The 15,476-nt window shown below is 45.9% G+C and carries 13 protein-coding genes and 1 pseudogene; 4 read left to right on the forward strand and 10 right to left on the reverse strand.

The genetic code is table 11. The features are described from left to right. Positions 1–32 precede the first annotated feature (32 nt). Together Q5691_RS14865 and Q5691_RS14870 are read left to right on the forward strand one after the other, a co-directional pair. Complete coding sequence (locus Q5691_RS14865) at positions 33–665, forward strand: Vat family streptogramin A O-acetyltransferase (RefSeq protein WP_333345403.1); 633 nt, start codon at positions 33–35, stop codon at positions 663–665. A gap of 46 nt (positions 666–711) precedes the next feature. Beyond that, positions 712–1,032, forward strand: a complete 321-nt coding sequence (locus Q5691_RS14870; RefSeq protein ID WP_333216148.1) for a DUF2834 domain-containing protein — start codon at positions 712–714, stop codon at positions 1,030–1,032. Between the two features lie 189 nt (positions 1,033–1,221). Here the strand turns inward: Q5691_RS14870 and Q5691_RS14875 are convergent, their stop codons facing one another. Beyond that, on the reverse strand, positions 1,222–2,454 hold the full coding sequence (locus Q5691_RS14875; protein ID WP_333041411.1) for a methionine gamma-lyase family protein: 1,233 nt from the start codon (positions 2,452–2,454) through the stop codon (positions 1,222–1,224). An 80-nt stretch (positions 2,455–2,534) separates the two neighbouring features. Here Q5691_RS14875 and Q5691_RS14880 point away from each other — a divergent pair, with 80 nt between their 5' ends. Then, positions 2,535–3,347, forward strand: a complete 813-nt coding sequence (locus tag Q5691_RS14880) for an acyl-CoA desaturase (protein WP_333216150.1) — start codon at positions 2,535–2,537, stop codon at positions 3,345–3,347. A 357-nt stretch (positions 3,348–3,704) separates the two neighbouring features. After that, positions 3,705–4,520: a fatty acid desaturase gene (locus tag Q5691_RS14885; protein WP_333216152.1), complete on the forward strand. Its 816-nt coding sequence runs from the start codon at positions 3,705–3,707 to the stop codon at positions 4,518–4,520. A gap of 83 nt (positions 4,521–4,603) precedes the next feature. Here the strand turns inward: Q5691_RS14885 and Q5691_RS14890 are convergent, their stop codons facing one another. The 9 genes and pseudogenes from Q5691_RS14890 to Q5691_RS14930 form a co-directional block, all read right to left on the reverse strand. Further along, the gene (locus Q5691_RS14890) at positions 4,604–5,449 is read right to left on the reverse strand and encodes an ABC transporter permease (protein WP_333216154.1); all 846 of its coding nucleotides are present in this window, start codon (positions 5,447–5,449) and stop codon (positions 4,604–4,606) included. A gap of 135 nt (positions 5,450–5,584) precedes the next feature. Next, positions 5,585–6,496: an ABC transporter permease gene (locus Q5691_RS14895; RefSeq protein WP_333216155.1), complete on the reverse strand. Its 912-nt coding sequence runs from the start codon at positions 6,494–6,496 to the stop codon at positions 5,585–5,587. 152 nt (positions 6,497–6,648) lie between these two features. Then, positions 6,649–7,779 carry a spermidine/putrescine ABC transporter substrate-binding protein gene (locus tag Q5691_RS14900; RefSeq protein ID WP_333216157.1) on the reverse strand — a complete coding sequence of 377 codons (1,131 nt, stop codon included), beginning with the start codon at positions 7,777–7,779 and terminating at the stop codon, positions 6,649–6,651. A 186-nt stretch (positions 7,780–7,965) separates the two neighbouring features. Next, the gene (locus Q5691_RS14905; RefSeq protein WP_333161790.1) at positions 7,966–9,096 is read right to left on the reverse strand and encodes an ABC transporter ATP-binding protein; all 1,131 of its coding nucleotides are present in this window, start codon (positions 9,094–9,096) and stop codon (positions 7,966–7,968) included. A gap of 256 nt (positions 9,097–9,352) precedes the next feature. Beyond that, complete coding sequence (locus Q5691_RS14910; protein ID WP_333216159.1) at positions 9,353–10,018, reverse strand: DUF4340 domain-containing protein; 666 nt, start codon at positions 10,016–10,018, stop codon at positions 9,353–9,355. Positions 10,019–10,159: 141 nt separating this feature from the next. Beyond that, positions 10,160–12,115 carry a Gldg family protein gene (locus Q5691_RS14915; protein ID WP_333345406.1) on the reverse strand — a complete coding sequence of 652 codons (1,956 nt, stop codon included), beginning with the start codon at positions 12,113–12,115 and terminating at the stop codon, positions 10,160–10,162. A gap of 45 nt (positions 12,116–12,160) precedes the next feature. Further along, positions 12,161–13,063 (reverse strand): Rpn family recombination-promoting nuclease/putative transposase, encoded by a 903-nt coding sequence (locus Q5691_RS14920; RefSeq protein WP_333345408.1) that lies wholly within the window; start codon positions 13,061–13,063, stop codon positions 12,161–12,163. Positions 13,064–13,178: 115 nt separating this feature from the next. Next, positions 13,179–13,979, reverse strand: a complete 801-nt coding sequence (locus tag Q5691_RS14925; protein ID WP_333161783.1) for an ABC transporter permease — start codon at positions 13,977–13,979, stop codon at positions 13,179–13,181. 40 nt (positions 13,980–14,019) lie between these two features. Beyond that, positions 14,020–15,476 (reverse strand): annotated as a pseudogene (locus Q5691_RS14930) (ATP-binding cassette domain-containing protein); the annotation flags it as partial.

Genomic DNA, 15,476 nt, shown 5'->3' on the forward strand with positions numbered 1-15,476 from the left:
TCCAGCAGCTTAACGAATAAGGCTTGAAACTTATGAGAGAAATTGGGCCCGATCCAAACCGACCCTATCCGATGCCCGACCAACGGCGCGTATGCTTCCTCAAAAACTTTATTAAATCCCCCAACATTATCGTCGGCGATTACTCATATTACGATGATCCCAGAGATCCAGAAAACTTTGAAAAAAATGTACTTTATAACTACGGAAACGACCGATTAATTATTGGAAAATTTTGTGCGATCGCCACCAACGTCAAATTCATTATGAACGGTGCAAATCACAAACTAGACGGCATTTCAACTTATCCTTTTCCTGTTTTTGGGAATGGTTGGGAAACAGCGATGAATTTATTAATGGAACTGCCAAGTAAAGGCGATACCGTCATTGGCAATGATGTTTGGATCGGCTATGAATCCCTGATTATGCCCGGAGTCAAAATCGGCGACGGTGCCGTCATTGCCGCCAAATCCGTTGTAGTAAGAGACATTCCCGCTTACACCGTTGTCGGTGGAAACCCCGCCCATCCCATCAAACAGCGTTTCAGCAATGCTCAAGTTGCACAACTATTAGAAATTAGGTGGTGGGATTGGGAAATCGACAAAATTTCGCGCAATGTCAGCATAATTATGCAAGGCGATATTCCAGCACTCAGCAATGCTGAGTAAACTCCAAAATACAGCAATTTTTGATTAACAAAGTGGAGGTTTAAAAATGTTGAAAATTGCCTACTTAATTTTCTGTATTCTAGGCACTGCTTTGCCCTACTCCCAGTTTGTCCCGTTTCTTTTAGAAGAAGGGTTGAATATTAAGGCTTTTTTCGGTGAGTTGTTTGCCAATCAAATTTCCGGCTTTTTCGGCATGGATGTAATAGTGTCATCCCTGGTTTTTGGTACTTTTGTATTTAGCGAAGGCTCGCGTCTAAAAATGAAAAACTTGTGGATTTATATTGCCAGTAACTTACTGGTGGGTGTTTCCCTGGGTTTGCCTTTATTTCTCCTAATGCGGCAGCGCAAACTTGAAGAAACACTTTGAGAGTTTTGTAGTTGTTGGGTTTTGCTTTCGCTAAACCCAACCTACACAATCTGAAAATCCAACATCAGCGTCAATCTGCGTGCATCTGCGGTTAAAAATCCTCAGATTCTTGCAAAAAATCTACTCTTTAATTCAAAAGTCAGGGAAGAACAAAGATCCCCCCTACCCCAAGAGGCACCGCCCTACAACTTACTTAGCTGGGCCCACAGCCTCGATCGCATCCTCCAAGGCGATCGATACATGAGTCCAATGAGTTCCCCCCTGACAAAAAGCCACGTAAGGCTCCCGCAGAGGCCCGTCAGCAGAAAACTCCGACGTACTCCCATCAATAAAAGTGCCCCCAGCCATCACTAACTGACTTTCATACCCGTGCATCGGAGCCGGCACGGGATCTAAATAGGAGCCAACGGGAGAATTTTGCTGAACGGCGCGACAAAAAGCAATTAACTTATCAGCAGAACCGAATTCGATCGCCTGAATCACATCTCGTCTTCTAGCCAAAGGCATAGGATTCACTCGATAACCCAACTTATAAAAAACATAAGCCGTCAAATGATTGCCCTTCATCGCCTCCCCCACACAACCGGGAGCCATAAACAAACCCTGAAACAGCAACCGATTCAAATCAAAAGTTGCGCCGCCGCTGCTACCGATTCCCGGCGCCGTCAAGCGACAAGTTGCCGCCTCTACTAAATCAGCCCTCCCAGCAACGTAACCGCCCGCAGGGACGATCGTACCCCCCGGATTTTTGATCAAAGAACCCGCCATCAGATCCGCACCCACAGCAGTAGGTTCGCAATCATCAACAAACTCTCCGTAACAATTATCAACAAAGCAAATTGTGTTAGGATTCTGATGTTTGACTATGGCGACGATTTTTTCAATCTCAGAAATAGACAAACTCGACCGCCAAGAATAGCCGCAAGAGCGCTGGATAAAAACCAGGCGAGTCTTTGCTGAAATAGTAGAGCTCAGTGCCTGCCAATCCAAACTTCCTTCGCGAGTTAGAGGCAACTCACGGTAACTAATGCCAAACTCAAGCAGTGAACCTTGACCTTGCCCCCGCAAGCCGATCACTTCTTCTAAAGTATCGTAGGGAGAACCAGCCACTGCCAACATTTCATCACCAGGACGCAGGATGCCAAAAAGAGCACAGGCGATCGCGTGAGTACCCGAAACAAACTGTACCCGGACAGCCGCGGCCTGGGCCCCTACCACTTCGGCAAACACCCCGTCCAAAGTCTCCCGACCCAAATCATCGTGGCCGTAACCCGTAACCCCTGCAAAATGGTGGACTCCAACCCGGTGGCTGCGAAAAGCTTTTAAGACTCGTTGAAGATTTTGCTTGACTGTAGTGTCAATACCAGAAAAAATCTGAAAGAGTGCCTGTTCTGCTTCCTGTAGCCGTGAAACGCTATTCATCTATACCTCGCTCACCCTTTGCGTGCGCGCTGTTCATTATGGCGTAGATGCGGCCCCTAGTTTGTAAACATAATATATTCATGACGATTGCAACTTCCAAAAAAACTTCTCCTGATTGGCCTGTCGTAGGCTTTATGGCCTTTCTGCACATCGGTGCTTTATTTGCTTTGCTGCCGGGTAATTTTAGCTGGTCTGCGGTCGGGCTAGCTGTCTTCCTGCATTGGGTAACAGGTGGTTTAGGAATTACTCTCGGATATCACCGCCTCGTCACCCACCGCAGTTTTCAAACACCGAAATGGCTAGAGTATTTTCTAGTTATTTGCGGTACCCTTTCCTGTGAAGGTGGCCCGATCGACTGGGTAGGAATGCACCGGTTACACCACATACATTCCGACACCGAAACAGATCCCCACGATTCCAATCAAGGCTTCTGGTGGAGCCACATGGGCTGGATGCTCTCGGATCTCCCGATCAGAGTGGAAATCCCCCGCTTTACTAAAGACATCGGCGACGACCCAGTATACAAGTTTCTCCAAGCATATTTTATCCCCATCCAAGTCGTCTTCGGTGTGTTGCTTTATTTATTAGGCGGCTGGTCTTTCGTGGTTTGGGGCGTGTTTATGCGGATCGTGGTGGTGTTCCACTGCACTTGGCTTGTTAACAGCGCTACCCACAAATTTGGCTACCGCACCTACGAGTCGGGCGATCGATCTACCAACTGCTGGTGGGTTGCCCTGCTCACCTACGGCGAAGGCTGGCACAATAACCACCACGCCTTTCAATACTCGGCGCGCCACGGTCTCCAATGGTGGGAAATCGACTTCACCTGGATGACAATTCAACTGCTGCAAGCACTTGGTTTGGCAACAAAAGTGAAATTAGCAGAAAAATAGCATGGGCAATGAGTCATGGGTTGTCGGTCATCAGTTCTGGACTAATGGCTCGTGACCAATGCCTCATCCTGTTTTTGCCAACGGTATAGGTTGGGTTGAAGTCAGCTCGAATCATCTGGTGCGATCGACCCAACCAAAACCAGAATCAGTTATAATATAATTGGGAACAAAAAATTTTGTTTGGCAGCCAAATTTTTTATTTTCAGAATACAACCGTAAATCTTTTTCAATCCTAATCCCAAATCTATCATTGATTCTTTATTAGTTTGGGCAAGAGTGCAGCAAAAAAGTTCACTGCTCAATCCCAACTATTATGCGTGAATCTAGCTCGGCATCTCATCAGAAATCAAAAAGAGAATGACAATTGCAACGCAAGAAAAACTCCAATACAATTGGAAGCACGTTATTAGTTTAGCAGGACTTCATATCGGCGCTTTGTTCGCACTGCTACCCAGTAACTTCAATTGGACAGCAGTTGGTTTAACAGTATTCATGCACTGGATAACCGGCGGTTTGGGAATAACTCTCGGATGGCATCGTATGCTCACCCACCGCAGTTTTCAGACACCAAAATTCGTAGAATATTTTCTAGCATTTTGCGGAGCCCTTGCCTGTCAAGGAGGAATAATTGATTGGGTTGGGCTGCACCGATTGCACCACACCAACTCTGACCAAAATGCGCTAGACCCTCACAATGCCCAAAAGGGTTTTTGGTGGAGTCATATCGGCTGGATGCTATATAAAGGTCCAGCTCACGCTGAAATTTCCCGCTGCACAAAAGACATTTCGAGCGATCCATTTTACCAATTTTTGCAAAACTACTTTCTCCCGATGCAAATCGTCTTTGGCGTCTTGCTTTACTTAGCAGCAGGCTGGCCGTTTGTAGTGTGGGTAATTTTTGTACGCTTAGTTTTGGTGTATCACTGCACGTGGTTTGTTAACAGCGCCACTCACAAATTTGGCTACCGCACCTACGAAACAAACGATAGTTCTACTAACTGTTGGTGGGTGGCTGTCCTGACTTACGGCGAAGGCTGGCACAACAACCACCATGCTTATCAATACTCGGCTCGTCACGGGATGGAAAAGTGGGAAATTGACTTCACTTGGATGACAATTCAAGTCTTGGAAGCACTAGGCTTAGCAACTAAGGTAAAATTACCCGCCAAGTAGCAGCATGGGGCATAGGGCATGGGGCATGGGGCATTGGTAACAACTCGCAAATAACCAACTGTCAACTGCCAACTGCCCACTGCCTAATGAACCCGTTTTTGCTCGCCCCGGCCGCGCAAATATTCCGCTAAAAACGCCAATCCTCCCGAACCTACTATCAACAGCACGCTCAAAGCATTAATATCCGGTTTTACTCCAGTCCGAATCCGGCTAAAAATTTCCATCGGCAGAGTTGTAGTCCCGCTACCTGCGGTAAAACTCGCAATCAAAAAATCGTCCATGCTGAGGACAAAAGACAGCAGACAACCTGAAACAATTCCGGGTATTAATTGAGGGAGCAAAACCTGAATAAAAGCCTCAACAGGCGTTGCACCCAAATCCAAGGCAGCCTCTTCTAAATACGGGTTTAAATCGGCCAATCTAGTAGAAACAGCTAGGGCGATGTAAGCCAGACAAAACACAATGTGAGCGGCGACAATAGTCCACAAACTCAGAGGAATAGCCAGCGCAGCTAAAAATACCAGAGTAGCAACTGCAGTCGCAATATCTGGAATAATAATCGGCAAGTAGGAAACTCCCTGATATAAACTCTTGCCAGGAAAGCGGTAGCGGGCTAAACCAACCGCCATCAAAGTGCCAAGTACAGCCGAGATTGCAACTGCACAAACAGCCACTGTTAAACTGTTTCTCAGGGCAACTAAAATCCGCGTATCGCTAAATAATTTAACGTACCAATCTAAAGTAAATCCTTCCCAGCCGGCGCTAAAACGCGATTTGTTAAAGCTGTAAAATGTGAGTACCAGGATGGGCAGGTACATATAAAAAAACATCACAACGGCAAATATCACCTGCCAAGAAATCTTAAATTTAGGTTTTAAGTACATATCGGCTTGTATTTCCTCCTGGGGATTTTCGGCTGTCTTTTCCATTTCTCGGTAATCGGTAATTGGTAATTGTTAATTCGTTAGGATTGTTTTCTTCCTTCTTCCATCGGACTGACAGCCGTCACATCCGTTACATCCGTTATATAATCCGTTGCCGAACTTCCTTCTTCCTTAAACATCCTAAACTGCATTACGATCGCCATATTTGAGTAAAAGGGCAATTCCGATACTCACTGCAAAGATTAATACCATACTCAGAGCCGAACCCAGCCCCCAATTTTGAGTCGCCCCCAAAAACTGATTGTAAATCAAACGAGCTGCGGTCATACTCGAAGCTCCACCGAGCAACTCTGGATCGACAAAATCGCCCAAACTGCTAATAAATACTAGCAAAGAACCCGCAGCAATTCCCGGCATCGTCTGAGGTACTGTGACTTTCCAGAAAGTTTCCACTGGATTCGCACCCAAATCCTGAGATGCTTCTAACAACCTGCGGTCTAACTTTTCCAAAGAAGCGTAGAGAATTGTCACGATATAAGGCAAATAACTGTAAGCCATGCCGATTAAAACTGCGGAACTTTGATTAAGCAATTCCAGAGGAGGAATGCCTAGAAGTGCCAGCAGCGAGTTGAGAACCCCTGTAGGACGCAGAATTGTAATCCAAGCATACGATCGCAACAGCGAAGAAGTCCACAGCGGCAACACAAACCCTAACAAAGTTAAATTTCGCCACTTTTTCGAGACATTGAGGGCGATCCAGTAAGCGACGGGAAATCCCAGCAGTAAACACAGAATAGTAGTCCCCGTTGCAAAATAGAGCGATCGACCCATCACCTGCAAATTCAGCGGCTCAAACACTCGCAGGTAATTGCCGATTCCTGAAGGATTAACCAAATCTCCTGGCTTAATATTCGGCACTAAACTAAGCTGAAAAATCACCAGGGTTGGTATGACTAATAATAAAAGCAGCAACAATCCCGAAGGGCCGAGCAATGCCAATGGCCCAGCCCACGCCGACCACGGGGAAACAGTTTCAGCCTTCAAAGAAGAATTGGGAGGAATAGGAGGGGGAGTTCTAGTTGAAACAGCCATAGTCAATTTTTTTGAGTTTTTAACCGCTGATGAACGCGGATTAACGCGGATATAATACGGAGAGATTGGGCGATCGGCTGACGGGGGCGGGTTTATGTAAATATTGGCTGAGAATCAGAGATTGTGTGTAAAACCCGCCCTAGGTTTGATGATTAGCCGCTGGTTAATTTAGTCCAATAGCGATCGTACACGTCTATAAATTTTCCTACCGGAGCAACACCTTCGCAATTTTTCAAAGTAGCCTCTGAAGGGAAAAGAATTTCATTTTCGCGGACTTCCGGCGTCAGCAAACTAAAAGCATCTTCCGAAGGAGTTGAGAAACTGAGCCGTTCTACTAAAGAAGCAGCGACATCCGCTTGCAGCATAAAGTTAATCCACTTATAAGCTGCTTCGGGATTGGGAGCACCTTTAGGAATTACTAAAGTGTCAGTCCACAGAGAAGAACCACTTTTTGGCACAACATAGCGCAATTTGTCATTATCTGGGATTACCTCATTAGCATCAGAAGAATAACACATAGCTACCTTCAAATCCCCCGTCAGCATTTGCGGCCGCCAAGCATCAGTGGTAAAAGATGCGATCGCCGGTTTGAGTTCCACCAACTTTTCGTAAGCTTGTTTCACTTGCTCTTGGTTCGTAGAATTGAGAGAATAGCCCAACATCCGCAGCGCAGCACCCATCACTTCTCGAACATCATTTGCCAGCGTCATTCGCCTTGCTAACTCCTGTTTGTGCTGCCACAAATACTCCCAATCTTCAGGAGCTTCTTTGAGTTGTTCGCTGTTGTAAATCAAGCCTGTGGTTCCCCAACTCAAAGGCACGCTGTAGCGGTTTCCTGGGTCATAAACAGGGTTTTGGAACTGTTTTTTGAGTCGATCGAGTCCGCCCAAAATCGAGTGGTCTAATGGGCTCAACAGCCCCAGTTCCGTCATCTGAATCACCATGTAGTCAGACGGGTAAATGATGCTGTAGGCCCGGCCACCGCCAGCTTGAACCCTAGCCAGCATCGCCTCATTGGAGTCAAATACGTCTGCAACCACGCGAATACCCGTTTTTTCGGCAAAGCGATCGAGCAAAGCGTTATCGGTATAGCCTGCCCAAGTATAGATGAAAAGTTGGTCGGCATCACCTTTGACCGGAGGAGCAGATTGTACGTCTGCCAGTCGCCAGCCGCAACTCGAAACAGCCAACCCGGAAATTGTCGCCGCCGAATTTTTTAGGAACTGACGGCGTGTAGAATTAGCCGGGAAAATCCTGGAAATTGGTAAGTTAGTCGGAGGCACAGTTCGATTTTAGATTTTAGATTTTAGATTTTAGATTTGGAGATTGAAGATTGAAGATTGGGGAATTGGGAATTGGGAATTGTCCTATGTTATTTGTTAGGAGAACGAACCACCAACAAATAACAAATGACTAATGGCTAATGACTAATGACTAATACCAACTACCAACTACCAACTGCCAACAGACTAATTCCGATCGGTCAAAGCAAGACAATCAGTAGTTCCCCAATAAGCGTAAATCGGCGTGTGCGGATCTGGGAAAGAACCGCCAGTATTTGGCTGGCGCACAGTAATTTTATCGCCCGAAGCCAACTCAACGACGTAATGAACGTGCGTGCCCATGTACATAGTATTTTTGAGCCGCCCTTCAAAACAGTTGACTGACACTTCCGGCTGGTAGAGATTCAAATATACTTTTTCCGGCCGAACGCTGACCACAACAGAGTCGCCTGTGACACCATTCCACATATCCGACTGCTGAACGATTATTTTCAGATTGGCTGATGTGCGAACTGTGATAGTCGATCGGTCGATCGATTCTACCGTACCAGCAAACAAATTCGTATCGCCAATAAAATCGGCCACAAAAGCCGTCTGCGGACACTCATAAATTTCTTCAGGAGAGCCAATTTGCTCAATCCTCCCCTCGTGCATCACCGCAATCCGGTCAGACAGACTCATCGCCTCTTCTTGGTCGTGAGTCACCATCACAAAAGTCAAACCCAATTCTTGATGCAAATTCGACAGTTCCAACTGCATCTGCTTCCGCAACTTCAAATCCAGAGCACCGAGGGGTTCGTCCAGCAGCAAAACCGCCGGTCTATTTACCAGAGCTCTCGCCAAAGCCACCCGCTGCTGCTGGCCGCCCGACATTTGACCGGGAAACCTGTTGGCGAAAGATTCCATTTTCACCAATTGCAAAACTTCCCGTACCCGTTCTTCAATTTCTGCTTTACCCAGTTTTTTGATCCGCAATCCAAAAGCGATATTGTCCCAGACATTCATGTGTCCGAACAAAGCATAGCTTTGAAACACAGTATTTACCGGACGGCGGTAAGCTGGAGTGTTGGTCATCGACTGGCCACGAATCATCAATTCGCCCGCCGAGGGAGTCTCGAACCCAGCGATTAAGCGCAGCGTCGTAGTCTTGCCGCAGCCACTCGGCCCGAGGATGCTAAAAAATTCTCCTTGGCGGATGTTGAGGTCTACTCCGCGGACTGCGGTTTCGCCATTAAATACCTTAAATACCTTGCGGAGTTCAACGTCAAGCGCTGTATCCGTTGCTGTCGTACCTTGGTTGAGTGCTGTCTGAAACATATTCGCCCTTTCCTGGGGGTAATGCACGCCACTTAAATACAGTTTAAGTTTAGACTTTTCTGTATTTTAGGTGAGGAATGTTGGATGTAACAGGTTTTGGGATTTGTTCTTTAAATTCTATCCCAGAGTGCACCATTGTCAGCAACAGGCAAGATGCCTGTTCCACAAAGAGTAAATTTTCTTGTGGAACAGGCTGAAAAGCCTGTTCATAAAAGGCTTATTGACAATGCTGCAACATCTCTGATCAACTGGGCATCTATTTATTGTCTGGACTGGGCGTGGGAGAGGGTTTTTGCGGTTTCTCTGTTTTGGGTTCTTCTGCTTTTTTCCACTCTGACAAAGGTCGCTGGACGGCATTTTTAAAGTCAAAAGGCACTAGCAGCACGGGCAAATTTTGGGCGGAATTTTGAGGGGGCGCTTCCGGCGGATTGGCTTGAGCGTACAAGAAGCGGCCGCTAAAGTCTGTTTTGCCTAAAACTAGGCGGTGAGTTTCCTGGTTGTCCAGTTTTACTGTGACTGTAGCTTGGGGTTGGTCGAGACCGAATTCTGGCAGTTGAGCAGCAGTAGTATTAATCGTGCGATCGCTCTTTCCTGTTGCCAGTCTGTCTAGCAAAAAATCCACCGATGCCTGACTGGCGTGTGCTTGCACTGGCAATTTCATTTCCCAGCTAAACTTGCCTCCTTTTGTAGCATAAACTCGCTCAAAAGTCAATATTTTTTCGGGAGTTTTGACTGTAAAGAATTGTACGCGATCGGAGTTAAAAGCAAAAATTTTCTGTTTTTCTTCCTTAGCTGCTTGCTGTTTCGGAGATACTTGCATCTCGAACAAAGCAACCAACCCAGTCATGCTCAACGCGATGGCTATCAATACTAATGTATTTTTCTGCAATTTCATAGTAACAGCGAATTGGGCATTGGGCATTGGGCATTGGGCATTGGGAATTGGGCATTGAGCATTGGGAATTGGGCATTGGGAATTGGGGAGTTTGTTATTAATAACAACTGACAACTGACAACTGTCAACTGTCAACTGTCAACTGTCAACTGACAACTGTCAACTAACTTATCTTCTCTTCCACCAGATAGCGCCGCCAATTCCCAGTCCGAGTAAAGGCCACATTAGCCAAGCTAACACCAGCAATCCTACTTGGAGGGCAGTCATGTTAATGCGGCGGTTAGTAGCTTTTTTCGGACTGATAGAAAAGCTTTGCTGGTCTGGTTTACTCAACCAACTGACTGAATTGAGAAACACGTCGCTATTGAGTTGTTGGTCAAACCAACCGTTAGTCACGAATTGAGATGTGCCAATTACTACCATTCGCGATGTTTTGCTAGGAGTTGAAGGCGCGGAAGGAGTTGCGGTTGGACTGGGAGATGCTGTGGGAGATGCTGTGGGAGATGCTGCCGGTGTTGGCGAAGTCGTCGGTAATGCTGGAGGCGTTGCTTCTTGCGAGACAATCACCGAATAGCTGATTGGGGAAGCTGTTGGCGAAGTTGTCGGTGAGGGTGAATCTATCGGTGATGGTAAATCTGTCGGCGATGGGGAAGTTGTCGGTAAGGGTGAATCTGTAGGCGATGGGGAAGTTGTCGGTGATGGGGAAGTTGTCGGTGATGGGGAAGTTGTCGGTGATGGGAAATCTGTCGGCGATGCTTGGGGTGAAGGCGATGGCGTTGCCGGTGATGCTTGGGGTGAAGGCGATGGCGAAGTTGGTGTTGGTGAAGGTGAGGACTTTAAGGGAGTGCTGTCAGTTGACGATCGAACTAAAGCTACACCTAATAATAGCGGGCCTTGTCGATCGGTCTTTTGATCAAACTCCAATTTCTTAGTCGTCAAATCGCTTTCCGCCCAACTTTCCTGACTCGTCCAAATCAGCGGTTTTTCCTCTATCCCTGCTACTGGCGAGGTTTCCAAAGCACGCGCAAATGGATAAAATGAAATACCGTTGCCAAAACTTTGAGTAATCGGATGTTCGCCGTAGCGCCTGACTGTGGGAACCGTGGGGCCCAGGCCAAATCTTTGACCAGTGCCCGAAGCATCGATGGCCAAACGGGCGTCTAGTTTTACGCCCCATTCTTGCAGCAATTTATCCAATCCCGTATCAATTGCCGGGTCTACCATTAACAATAAACTGCCGCCGCGATCGAGATAAGCTCTTAGTGCTTTAATTTCTGTATCGGAAAACGGTTTGTCCTGCCCCGGAATGATTAAAGCATCTGCATCTTCTGGAACTTCTTTGCGGTCGGTCAAATTCAGCGTTTGGGCGTTGTAGTATTTATCTTTCAAAGCTTTTTCAGCTTGCTGAATTCCGCCTTGACCTTCCTTTATCGGGCGGGCTCCTTTGCCTTGCAAAAAGTAAACTGTAGCAACGCGAGTGCTCAGGATTTCTTCTAAGGCATTGGTCAGTTTGATCTCTGAAAGACCTTGATTTGGGTCGCTACCAAAAGCAGTGCCACCTTTTTGCAGAACTTGTTTTTTGTCGCCGGATTGCAGGTAAACTTCTCCGATGCTAGTAATACTAAATTCCCGCGCTTTTCCAGGTTGGGTCTGCGGGTCAACAAACTCGAATTGGAACTTTTCGCCTCCCTCGCGTTTGTAGCTTTGCAGCAATTCTTTAATTTGGGGGTTTTGGATGGGGTCAAATACCCAAACTTTGACTGTTTGTTGCAGGTTTCGCAGTATTTGTTGAGTCTGTGGGGCGAGGGTAAATTGTTGGCTTTCGGTTAAGTCGATGCGGACGGGATAGCGAACGGCTATGAAGTTAATTACTCCGAGAATCACAAAGACGGCGAGGGTGGCAATTAGGGCGTTGGTGCTGGCTTGAGTGGAACGCTGCCCCCAAAAGCTTTGTTCGTAACTCAAATATAGCAGCCAAAGTGCGATCGTCACTGCTCCGGCAATAACTAAACCGACTGTCAGGGGGTCCCATACTCCAGATACAAGTGCTGCTGTTACCCCCGCTGCGATGAGGAGGGGGCCCAGCAAAAAAACATATTTCCAATTTGTTTTGCTAATTTTCATAACGTAAATAATTGAGGGGAAAATTTCCGGGTCGAGGATGTTATTCTATATTGCATTAGTCTGCAACCATGCTGTTAAATCTGACGGCTTGTTGAAATCCAGCACGGCATCTCCTAGTTCTTCTAATTCCTGTATACCTAATTGACGGATGCTATTTTCAGTTTCCGGTTGTATTGTGCCTAAACGCTTCACTAGCTGACGCAATATTAACGATAGTTGAGCAGTTTTTGTCACCTGTTCTCTGGCTACATCTATGGCAATCTGCTGGTCTTGAATCCACAGTTCTTGCTTCTGCAATTCATTTAATTCTTCCTGAGTGAAGTTTTCCTCGCTGGCAATTCTAAAAGCTTTCTGAATTTCGGGAACTGCACTGAGTGTTTCTGGTACTGTCTCCAGAGTGCTGGCTTTTTCGAGAAAGTAAATCCATTGCTCTGCGGTTGTTTCTAATTCTGCTAATTCCTTGCTAAATTTTGGCAGTTCGATAAATACTAATTCTATTGCAGTATCTGGACACTCAAACTGTTGCTCTTTTTCTTGAAAAACAAACCGCGACAAAAATTCTGGCTGATTTTCAAACATTTCAAAGTCGGCAATTTTCAAGGAAATTACTGTTTTTAGTCTTTCGTAGCGTTCTTTTCCTGTTAATTGTTGGCTGTAGCTTCTGGCAGCGTTGTACAAAACTCTGTTCCCAAAGGAAGGCACGTTTATCAGTTGAATTTCAACTAGGGCGATTCTGCCGCCGTTAATTGTGGCTTTGACATCTAGGTGTGTGTCTTGGGTTGCGAGATTTTGAGGTTCTGGTTGGGAGTCGATTATTTCTAAGTCTTCGATGATCGGCTGTGCTTCATAAAGGATGGCGTTTAAAAAATTAATCAGGATGTCTTTGCTGTCGCTGGAACCGAATATTTTTTTGAACGCAAAGTCGATTTTGGGATTGATAAATCTCATTGTTTGAGGTATTTTGTAGAATGATTAACAGGGAAAAAATAACCTTCCCTTTGCTCTTTACTTCTCTTTACTTTGGCAAAAATAACCTTCTCTGTCTCTGCCTTACCTAATGTTTTTAAGAACGCTGATATCGCAAGGCATCTATGGATTGGGCGGTCAGAAATACTCCTAAAATGATGTAACTGGCAAACATAATTAAACTGCTGGTATCGAAAACTCCCTTGACAAGATTGGTGTAATTTGTTAGGAGCGACAAATGTCCTAATGCTGTTCCGAAGGGGCCACCGATACTGACGGCGACTGCATCGATAACCCAGAGAAATAATACTAGAGTGAAGGTGAGGATGGCTGATAAAATTGTGCTGTCGGTGAGGGAGGAAATAAACATTCCGAGGGACAATACTCCTGCTGCTAGTAAGATTAAGCCGCCGTGTCCTAGCAGAAGAACTCCGGGGGGTACGGGTGGGGTTGAGGAACTGAGGGCGATCGCCTCGCAGAACAGCAGCGGCACCAACATCGTGGTATAAAATGTTAAAACACCGAGGAGTTTGCCAGTAGCAACGGCCCAGTTTGTTAAGGGCGATGTGGCTAATAGTTCTAAGGTTCCACGTTTGCGTTCTTCTGCGTAAAGTCCCATTGAGAGTACGGGTAGTACGAACAAGGAAAGGGAACCCATTATTCGCAGGAATAGTTGCAGGAATTCGTAGGCTACGTCGATCGGAGGTTCGGTAATTCCCATTTGGTCTCGCTGGCCGATTTGGGGAATTAACCCGTCGGGGGCTAGGAGGATGGCTATTAAAAAGTAGCCGGTGATTAGCCAAAAGACTGCTGCGATGGCATAGGCTAATGGCGAGGCAAAATAGCTTTGTAGTTCTTTGCGGTAAATTGCGACAATATTACTAATCATTACTAACATTTAGGAATTGGGAATGGGTAATTGGCTATTGGTAATTGGTTCATTCTGAGTCGCCTGCGGGTGGTGTTTCGCTGCTGTCGCTATCCTGTTTTTTTCTTTCTATTTGTCGCTTTTTGGTAACAGGTGGCTGTTCTGGTTGAGAATCGCTACTCGGTTGTGGCTTTTTTTTAAGTGGCCGATTTTTTACAACTGGTTGGGATTCTGGTTGAGAACGTTCGATCGACTTTGGCCCATCTAAAATCGGTTCGGGTTCTGGTTGAGAAAGCTCGATCGACTTTGGTGTATCTAAAATCGGTTGGGATTCTGGTTGAGAACGTTCGATCGACTTTGGCCCATCTAAAATCGGTTCGGGTTCTGGTTGAGAAAGCTCGATCGACTTTGGTGCATCTAAAATCGGTTCGGGTTCTGGTTGAGAAAGTTCGATCGACTCTACCATTTGAACAATCAGCAGATTTTCGACAATCGGTTCTAGTTGAGGATGTTCGATCGACTCTACGGTTTCTGAAACTTGCAGATTTTGGACAATCGGTTCGGCTTGAGAATGCTCGATCGACTCTACTGTTTCAACAATGAGCAAATTTTCGACAACTGGTTCTGGTTGAGAATAGTCGATCGACTCTTGTGTTTCAACAATGAGCAGATTTTCGACAACAGGTTCTGGTTGAGGATTCTCGATCGACTCTTGTGTTTCAACAATGAGCAGATTTTCGACAACAGGTTCTGGTTGAGAAGGTTGGCTCGACTCTACTGTTTCGACAATGAGTAGATTTTCGACAACCGATTCTGGTTGAGGATTCTCGATCAACTCTTGTTTTTCTACAATTTCCAGAAAATCTGCCACTGGTTGCATTTCAGGTTCTAAATCGCTTATTTCCTCTGATGTTTCTGCAACTGGTTGGGATTCTGGTTGAGAATGCTCGATCGACTCTACTGTTTCTACAACGAGCAAATTTTCGACTATCTGTTCTGGTTGAGAATGCTCGATCGACTCTACTGTTTCTACAACTGGTTCAGATTCTGGTTGAGGATGCTCGATCGACTCTACTGTTTCTACAACTGGTTCAGATTCTGGTTGAGGATGCTCGATCGACTCTACTGTTTCTGAAACTTCGAGATTTTCGACAATCTGTTCTGATTGAGGATGTTCTCTCAACTCTACGGTTTCTGAAACTTCTAGATTTTGGACAATCGGTTCTGATTGAGGATGTTCTCTCAACTCTACGGTTTCTGAAACTTCTAGATTTTGGACAATCGGTTCTGGTGGAGAAGGTTCGATCGGGAGTATCTCACTTTTGTAAAAAATGTTTTTTACAAAAGTCAGCATCCTGCTTGCTTGTTTAGATATCTGTAGCGAGTAAGATGATCTGGTTCCTGTGACACCCAAACTGAGATGCTTCCCTGTTATCGGCTGTACGGTTTCTGGAACTGGTTCTGATTCTGGTTGAGGATGTTCTCTCAACTCTACGGTTTCTGGAACTGGTTCTGATTCTGGTTGAG

The sequence above is a fragment of the Microcoleus sp. w1-18aA5 genome, assembly GCF_036701705.1.
GTDB lineage: Bacteria > Cyanobacteriota > Cyanobacteriia > Cyanobacteriales > Microcoleaceae > Microcoleus.